Below are 7572 nucleotides of genomic sequence, written 5' to 3' on the forward strand. Positions count from 1 at the left end.
GATGGCCAACTGGACATGGAGAAGTCCAGAAATGGCCTAAAAGTATAGCAAAGGGAGTCTGTTTCCTTTGAAAAATCCGATAAAATCCAAAAAGGGGTTCGGAATGAGACCATTCCGAACCCCTTTTGTCTACAAACTGAATCCCGCTTCAGCTTTTGCTGCAGCGGGATTTTTTATATTACTTTCCTTCCATGTCTTCTTTATGTTCCATATCCTGATCTTCCTTCTCATCCATCATGCCGCCCTGCATCTTCATTTTCTTCATGTAGCGCTCATTGGCAACCTGGTCGATTGTTTCCCAGCTGGATAGCTCGGGATGTTTATCTTCGTTTTCAGCAATGAATTTATCGGCGCTTTCCTGGTTGGTGAAGAAGGCATACCCATATTTCATTGGTGTTTTGAGATCAGCTTTTACAGGAACAGCGGTATCAGCTTCAATCCACTCGGAAGTAACATAGTCGCGGACCCATTTTTCCTCGTATTTTATTTCATCTTTCCTTTGGGAGTTCAGAAGGCAGCCTGAGTCATCAAAGAATACATACTCACCGTCTGCTGTTTTTGCCTGGGCGGTGAACACGCCCATTTGGTCGGACTCCGTGTATACCTTCATATTGCAGAAAGCACATACATCCTCTTTACCTGGCTCATGAGGACCTTCACCATGATCGTGCTTCTCCTCTGTCACAGAGGCTGTTCCGGCTTCAGTTTCTGTTTGTTTCTCCTTGTCAGCGGCGGAATCGCCGCATGCAGAAAGAGCCAAAATGAATAAGGATGCTATGAATACAGTAAAATATTTTTTCATAAAAATAACCTCCTTTAGTTACGGAATAATCGTAACAGGGAGTTGTGATTAAAATGAGAAAAATCCGTGGGAAAAGCGTGAGATTGCCCGATTTTATATGACTTTTTTGTGACATTATGACACAAGCAAGCCACAAAGCTTCAAGCGGGTTGGAAGTAGGAAAAAGGAAAAAGTAAACGAATATTAATAATGTTGTGCCTATTCAGATAAAGGTTTATGATTCTTATATAGACTAGTATTTGGAAATTAGAGGGGTGCACGAAATGAATGAGAGAGAGGCACTTATTTTTAAACTAGTAAAAGAGGATCCGTTCATCTCACAAATAGATCTGGCGATGAAATCGAAACTATCTCGTTCTGAGGTAGCGAGCTATATATCGGCATTAATCAAACAAGGAAAGATTCTTGGCAGAGCCTATGTATTGCCGGAGAAAAGGCAGGTGCTTTGTGTAGGAGGAGCGAATATCGACCGGAAAATCTGGTCGAAAAGCAGGCTGGAGCTTGGCACGTCCAATCCAGCGGAAAGCTCCAAATCATGTGGAGGCGTAGCGAGGAATATTGCTGAGAATCTGGGAAGGCTGGGCAGCGATGTCAGTGTGCTGACAGTAGTAGGGGACGACCATGAGGGGCATTGGCTGCTGGAATACACGAAGGCATTCGCCGATACGACTCCTTCGCAAATCATGCATGGCCAATCTACCGGAACTTATACCGCAGTGCTGGACCATGAGGGTGAAATGTCGGTTGCTCTGGCCGAAATGTCAATCTATGATGCTATTACTCCTGAATTCATCGACGGAAAATGGGCCTATTTTGCCTCATCTGATTTAATCATGCTGGATACCAATTTTCCAGCTCAGGTCCTGGAATGCATTATTACGAGGTGCCGCAGAGAAAATCTGCCATTATGCATTACGCCGGTGTCCTCCCCGAAAGCAAGAAAGCTGCCGGAAGATTTAACGGGTGTGACCTGGCTGATTGCCAATAAGGATGAGGCAGAGGCGATATCACACATCAGCATCGAGAACGAAGGCGATTTTTTCAAAGCAGCCGAAAAGATCATCCATAAAGGAGCAGAGAAAGTCGTCATCAGCCGGGGAGATAAAGGCCTCGTCTATTTTACGAAAAAAGGTGAAGCTGGCGTGCTGATTCCGCCTGCCATATCGGTGATTGACGTGACCGGTGCAGGCGATTCGCTAGTTGCCGGGATCCTCTATGCCCATTTAAACGGAATACAGACCGAGGATGCCTGCAAAATAGGGATGGCCTGCTCGATCCTGACACTTCAGACAATCGAAACGGTAAATCCAATCTTGAATAACAAGCAATTGCTGGACACATACAAACAAAACTTTAATTAAGAGGGTTAGAGAATGCTAGAAAAGTGGCTTGAATTTTCAGAGGAAGTACTCGAAGCGAAAAAAACAGGCAAACCGATCGTAGCGCTGGAATCTACCATTATCTCCCATGGAATGCCTTATCCACAAAATGTCCACACTGCGAGGGAAGTCGAGGAAATTATCCGGGCTTTGGGAGCTGTCCCAGCGACAATTGCCATCCTTGCCGGAAAAATAAAAATCGGTCTCTCAGACGAGGAGCTCGAATATCTCGGTCAAAGCAGAAATGTCGAAAAAACAAGCAGGCGGGACCTTCCCTATCTATTAGCAGCGAAGAAGGATGGCGCCACCACGGTTGCGGCAACGATGATTTGTGCAGAGCTTGCGGGAATCCAGGTATTTGTCACAGGAGGAATCGGCGGTGTGCACCGTGAAGCGGAAGTGACAATGGATATTTCAGCAGATCTGCAGGAACTGGCAAATACAAATGTTGCCGTCGTATGTGCAGGGGCAAAGTCCATTCTTGATCTTGGGCTTACCCTCGAATATCTGGAAACCCATGGGGTGCCTGTCGTTGGCTTTGGCACCGATACACTCCCTGCCTTTTATACAAGAACAAGTTTATATAAGGTGAACTTCCGGCTGGATTCAGCAGAGGAAGTCGCTGAACTGATCAGGACAAAATGGGAGCTTGGACTCAATGGAGGCGTCGTGGTCGCAAATCCAATCCCAGAGGAACAAGCCATGGAAGAAAGTCTGATGAATCATGTCATAGAAAAGGCCCTCCAAGAAGCAAAGGAAAAGAAAATTGAAGGCAAACAGGTCACACCATTCCTTCTTGCCAAGGTAAAAGAATTAACAGATGGCAAAAGCCTCGAAGCCAACATCGCCCTGATCAAAAATAACGCAAGAGTTGGAGCCGAAATTGCCTTGAGCCTTATTTGATAATGGGGAACTGGAAGGACATTTAGAGAATTTGTAAATGGGGCAGGGATATCCATACCTATAGCAGCTTTATTGGGAAGATGGGAAGGCGCATGAATGAAATCAGCAGCCATTTTCACAAAAAAAAATTAACGTCGACAAAGAGGAATTAGAATCAGCCACTAGCTGGTTCTTTTTTTGGTATAAAAAGAATTCCAACTTTATATTTTAGTATTAACACTATTTCTTCGACTTGATTGAAGAATTCCTGAATTTGATAAAATCCAGATAATAGGAAAAATCATCTTTGCTGATCCCGCTCCTAATTGCCTCTTCAATAAGCAATAGCCATTCAGAATCGAGAGAGATTTCTCCCTTTTTTAGTTGAGTTTCATTGCCCATCAAGTATTCGACTGTGGTATCGAGCGTCAACGCCAAGCGCGATAAGACCTGGACTGAAGGATTCTCCTGGATTCCTCTTTCGATATAGCTTAAATAGGATTTCGATACATTTGCTTTTTCCGACAGTTCAGTGATGGAATACTTTTTTTTGATTCGCAATCTCTTAATTTTCTCTCCCACTATCTTCATTTGGCAATTCTCCTTAAAAGACATTCGCTTATTCATTATAACGAACAAATTGTTCTTTTCAAAATGCGATATTGTAAGATAACTAGAGATAATTCTTGTAAAAGAACGATATTCGTTCTTTTTTAAGAATTTTTGACTAATTTTCGCCTTTTCCAGAAATGATTCCAATGGACTATACTCAATAAAGATAATCTGGACAACCATGGAGGTGTTGTTTGCTGTGTACAGAAAAAATTGTGATCGATGCAATCGTCCGTCCTTCAGCAGCTGTGAGCAGGGTGAATGGCTATGCCCTGTATGTGGCCATGATCTTACCAGCTATCGATTTTTTCAGGCTGGAACATTTGAAAAGAGAACGGCTTTGCCCAGCTGGATTAAAGGTGTTTACACCAGGAAAGATTTAAATAGAAAATCAGATTCAAGTTTGTGGGGGTAATGTTTAAAAAAGAGTTCAACAATTCCGGAGATAATTTGACAAAGATATCTAGATAATAACTTGAAATTTCTGAAAACTAACTGTTTTCCATACTGTTTTTGTAATTCCTTGGAAGAAAAAAGAAATAATCAATCAAATCCAGCCGACAAATACTTACAAGATAAAAAAAAAGAACCATATACAATGAGATTGGGAGTTAAAGATGAGATAAAAGGCACAGAAAAAGGCAAACTTGTTGAAAAGCGGGGACGCAAAGTCACGGATCTAAGGTGCAAAGTACTATGATGGCCGGACTGCCTGGAATACACACGTATTTTGGGGGGAAGAACTTGATTAGCGAAAAGGCAATTACCGAAGAATTGGACCAGGAATGGACGCAGCTCATAATGGAAGCAATGGAAATGGGATTGAAGATAGAAGAAATCAGGGAGTTTTTACAAAGCTTCAACGGCACAGGACTTTAAAAGTACATAGAAAAACATCATAATGAAATGAATCGGGCAGCTCTCTTTGAGGTGCTTTTTATTTTTTGATTAGATACTGTTAAAGCAAAATATTGATTTATAATACTCTGTTGCTCTTCGTTCCAGGCGCGAAGACTCCTTCGGGATGAAGCGGGACAGGTGAGACCCCGGTAGAAATGGCCCGAGAAGAAGGGGCCATTTTACCCCACAGGAGCAAAGCGACGAGGAGGCTCACCGCACGCCCCTAGAAGAATTCGCTCTTGAAAAAGCCGGCAATTGGGCTTTTTCATAATTCTTCAGAGGAAAGCGAAGCGCCTGGAACGGAAATCAACAGCATATTTTTACAGAACTATCATTTAAAGAATTTAATTGTGACCATAAATAAAATGGACAGCGATCGCCCGCTGTCCATTTTATTTATTATGAAGCTTCCATTTGTTGAATTCGAGGAACTCACGGAACTGGTCCTTGGTGATGCCGGAATCCATTGCTTCTTTCACAAGATTCACCCAGTCAGAATCCATATTCTCCTTATCAGGCTGTTCATGGATCAGATTGTCAACAGGGATATTAAGGACTGCTGCAATCTTTTCAAGGAATTGGATTGAAGGGTTCGTCTGGAGATTGCGTTCCAGTGAACTCAAATATGATTTGGCAACTCCGGCTTGTTCTGCAAGCTCGGATAATGACATTTTCTTTTCCTGTCGAAATCTTTTAACGCGTTCACCGATCACAGCTATCCACACACCTTCTCTATTTATAATTAAATAATAACAAATTTCCTCGCATAGTTCCATATTGAGAACGTTTCATAGAACAATTATAACCAAAATACCATGCAAAAGGATTGTTTTCTAAAAAAAGCTGCATGAAACATGTTGGGAAAATTACTCAAAGGATTTTTTTACCGGCATTGGCTGCTGTTCTTTCGTTTAAATTTTGCAGGAAACCCATCCGGAAATGCATTTATCAGGAAAAAAGGGTAAAATGGCAGTAATTAGTATAGGTACGGGGGAATACGATGCAAAAAAAGTACTTGCCGATATATGAGGAAATCGCGAAAAGAATCCAGGACGGCCTTTATCCGCCAAAGACCATCCTTCCATCGGAAAATGAGTTTGCCGACATGTACCAGACATCGAGAGAAACGATTCGCAAGGCGCTGAACCTGCTGGCCCAAAATGGATATATCCAAAAGATCCGCGGCAAAGGCTCTCTTGTCCTTGATTTGAAAAGGCACCAATTCCCGATCTCAGGATTGGTCAGCTTTAAGGAACTCGCGGAGAATATGGGCGGCAAAGCAGCAACCGCCGTCGAGGAGTTTGCTCTTAAGGCTGCCGATTGCGAAATTGCAAAGGAACTGCATATTGATGAAGATGATTTGGTGTGGAAGGTTACCAGAGTCCGGCAAATTGACGGGGAACGAATCATCCTGGACAAGGATTACCTGGTCGAGAAATATGTTCCTGGACTTACAAAGGAAAACTGCCAAAATTCCATATTTGAATACATCGAAAAGCAGCTCGAAAAAAAGATCAGTTTTGCCAAAAAGGAATTCACGGTGGAGGAACCGACCGAGGAAGATCAGTCCCTGCTGGATATGGAAGGCTATCAGGCGGTCGTGGTCGTGAAGAACTATATTTATTTTGAGGACGCCACCATGTTTCAATATACAGAGTCAAGGCACCGCCCTGACAAATTCCGGTTTGTCGATTTCGCGAGGCGGATGGATACAAAATCATTATAGAAATTAGTGATGAAAACTATAAAAAGAAAGCTGCCAATCGGCAGCTTTTTTTAATGCTTTGGATATTTACCTACGAGGTGAATGGCACTGATGATTCTTTTATTGATCCAGGCTCTGTTCTCCTGGGTATTAAGCTGTTCAAATACCATCTTGCGTCCATCTTCTGTGGTGACATAATGGCTCGGAAGCGTGTTCAGGCTGATGGCGATGATATCATTCCTGCACTTCTTGCAATTGCAGAAAGTCTGATAATCCGGGCTCATCATTAAAACATTGACAAGAGTCGAAACCACTTCTTCCATTACGTTGACATAATTAATATTCACAGTGTTCCTTCTCTCCCTATTGATGTCCTACTATTGATTATAGTGGATAATGTCAAATATAAAATGAAATTTTTTGCTTTTTAAAAATATAGGTCTTTGGACCTTTGTTTATTCTAAGATTTGGATAGATGTTTTAGCTTCAGCGGACAGGGAAAGTTTAATAGTGGATATAAAAGAAAAGGAGATGTTATTCCTATGGCTAAAATTGCATGCTTAATCACAGAGATGTTTGAGGATTCCGAGTACCTGGAGCCGTCAAGAGCTTTTTCAGAGGCCGGCCATGAAGTAATGACAATCGAAAAGGAATCAGGAAAGACTGTAAAAGGAAAACAAGGAAAGGCAGAAGTCAAGATCGACGAAAGCATTGATAATGTAAAACCAGAGGATTTTGACGCATTGTTCCTGCCAGGAGGGTTCTCACCGGACCAGCTCCGCGAAGATGAACGCTTCGTCCAGTTCACAAAGTCCTTCATGGATGCGAAAAAACCAGTATTCGCGATCTGCCACGGTCCGCAGCTGTTGCTGACGGCGAAAACACTTGAAGGCAGAGATGCGACAGGCTATAAATCCATCCGCGTCGATATGGAATATGCCGGCGCGAATTACAAGGACCAGGAAGTCGTCGTTTGCCAGAATCAGCTGGTCACCAGCCGCGAGCCGAAAGACATCCCGGCATTCAATCGCGAAGCATTGAACCTTTTAAAATAAGGCTGTTTTCGCAGAGATTGTTGCTCTCACCAATGTTGAATTGAGATCCTGTTGCTCTTCGTTCCAGGCGCGCAGACTCCTTCGGGATGAAGCGGGCAGGTGAGACCCCGGTAGAAATGGCCCGAAAAGAAGGGGCCATTTTACCCCGCAGGAGCAAAGCGACGAGGAGGCTCACCGCACGCCCCAAGAAAAATTCGCTCTTGAAAAAGCCGGCAATTGGGCTTTTTCAAAATTTTT

At 43.0% G+C, this 7572-nt stretch carries 10 protein-coding genes and 1 riboswitch; of the genes, 6 read left to right on the forward strand and 4 right to left on the reverse strand.

Annotated elements, in window-relative coordinates; all coding sequences use genetic code 11:
* Positions 1 to 178: 178 nt before the first annotated feature.
* A complete protein-coding gene (locus AC3EBE_RS23875; RefSeq protein ID WP_488597531.1) occupies positions 179 to 802 on the reverse strand; it encodes a nitrous oxide reductase accessory protein NosL in 624 nt (207 codons plus the stop codon).
* Positions 803 to 1065: 263 nt separating this feature from the next.
* Between AC3EBE_RS23875 and AC3EBE_RS23880 the strand changes: the two genes are divergently transcribed.
* Together AC3EBE_RS23880 and AC3EBE_RS23885 are read left to right on the forward strand one after the other, a co-directional pair.
* Positions 1066 to 2163 (forward strand): carbohydrate kinase, encoded by a 1098-nt coding sequence (locus AC3EBE_RS23880; protein ID WP_488597532.1) that lies wholly within the window; start codon positions 1066 to 1068, stop codon positions 2161 to 2163.
* Between the two features lie 12 nt (positions 2164 to 2175).
* Entirely contained in the window at positions 2176 to 3084 is a 909-nt protein-coding gene (locus AC3EBE_RS23885; protein ID WP_488597533.1) for a pseudouridine-5'-phosphate glycosidase, read from the forward strand.
* 219 nt (positions 3085 to 3303) lie between these two features.
* Here AC3EBE_RS23885 and AC3EBE_RS23890 read toward each other — a convergent pair whose 3' ends face one another.
* The gene (locus AC3EBE_RS23890) at positions 3304 to 3654 is read right to left on the reverse strand and encodes a helix-turn-helix domain-containing protein (protein ID WP_488597534.1); all 351 of its coding nucleotides are present in this window, start codon (positions 3652 to 3654) and stop codon (positions 3304 to 3306) included.
* A gap of 215 nt (positions 3655 to 3869) precedes the next feature.
* Between AC3EBE_RS23890 and AC3EBE_RS23895 the strand changes: the two genes are divergently transcribed.
* A complete protein-coding gene (locus tag AC3EBE_RS23895; protein ID WP_488597535.1) occupies positions 3870 to 4058 on the forward strand; it encodes a hypothetical protein in 189 nt (62 codons plus the stop codon).
* 247 nt (positions 4059 to 4305) lie between these two features.
* A riboswitch (cyclic di-GMP riboswitch) is annotated at positions 4306 to 4391 on the forward strand.
* A gap of 28 nt (positions 4392 to 4419) precedes the next feature.
* Positions 4420 to 4554 (forward strand): anti-repressor SinI family protein, encoded by a 135-nt coding sequence (locus AC3EBE_RS23900; RefSeq protein ID WP_488597536.1) that lies wholly within the window; start codon positions 4420 to 4422, stop codon positions 4552 to 4554.
* Positions 4555 to 4967: 413 nt separating this feature from the next.
* Here the strand turns inward: AC3EBE_RS23900 and AC3EBE_RS23905 are convergent, their stop codons facing one another.
* Positions 4968 to 5288, reverse strand: coding sequence for a helix-turn-helix domain-containing protein (locus AC3EBE_RS23905; protein WP_488597537.1), 321 nt, complete (start codon positions 5286 to 5288; stop codon positions 4968 to 4970).
* Between the two features lie 287 nt (positions 5289 to 5575).
* On the opposite strand from AC3EBE_RS23905, the gene treR reads away from it, so the two are divergent.
* The gene (gene treR / locus AC3EBE_RS23910; RefSeq protein WP_488597538.1) at positions 5576 to 6301 is read left to right on the forward strand and encodes a trehalose operon repressor; all 726 of its coding nucleotides are present in this window, start codon (positions 5576 to 5578) and stop codon (positions 6299 to 6301) included.
* A gap of 50 nt (positions 6302 to 6351) precedes the next feature.
* On the opposite strand, the gene AC3EBE_RS23915 is transcribed toward treR, so the two are convergent.
* Positions 6352 to 6627 carry a late competence development ComFB family protein gene (locus AC3EBE_RS23915; protein ID WP_488597539.1) on the reverse strand — a complete coding sequence of 92 codons (276 nt, stop codon included), beginning with the start codon at positions 6625 to 6627 and terminating at the stop codon, positions 6352 to 6354.
* A gap of 195 nt (positions 6628 to 6822) precedes the next feature.
* Between AC3EBE_RS23915 and AC3EBE_RS23920 the strand changes: the two genes are divergently transcribed.
* Positions 6823 to 7335: a type 1 glutamine amidotransferase domain-containing protein gene (locus AC3EBE_RS23920; RefSeq protein ID WP_488597540.1), complete on the forward strand. Its 513-nt coding sequence runs from the start codon at positions 6823 to 6825 to the stop codon at positions 7333 to 7335.
* The last annotated feature ends 237 nt before the right edge of the window (positions 7336 to 7572 follow it).

Source organism: Mesobacillus sp. (assembly GCF_057785455.1).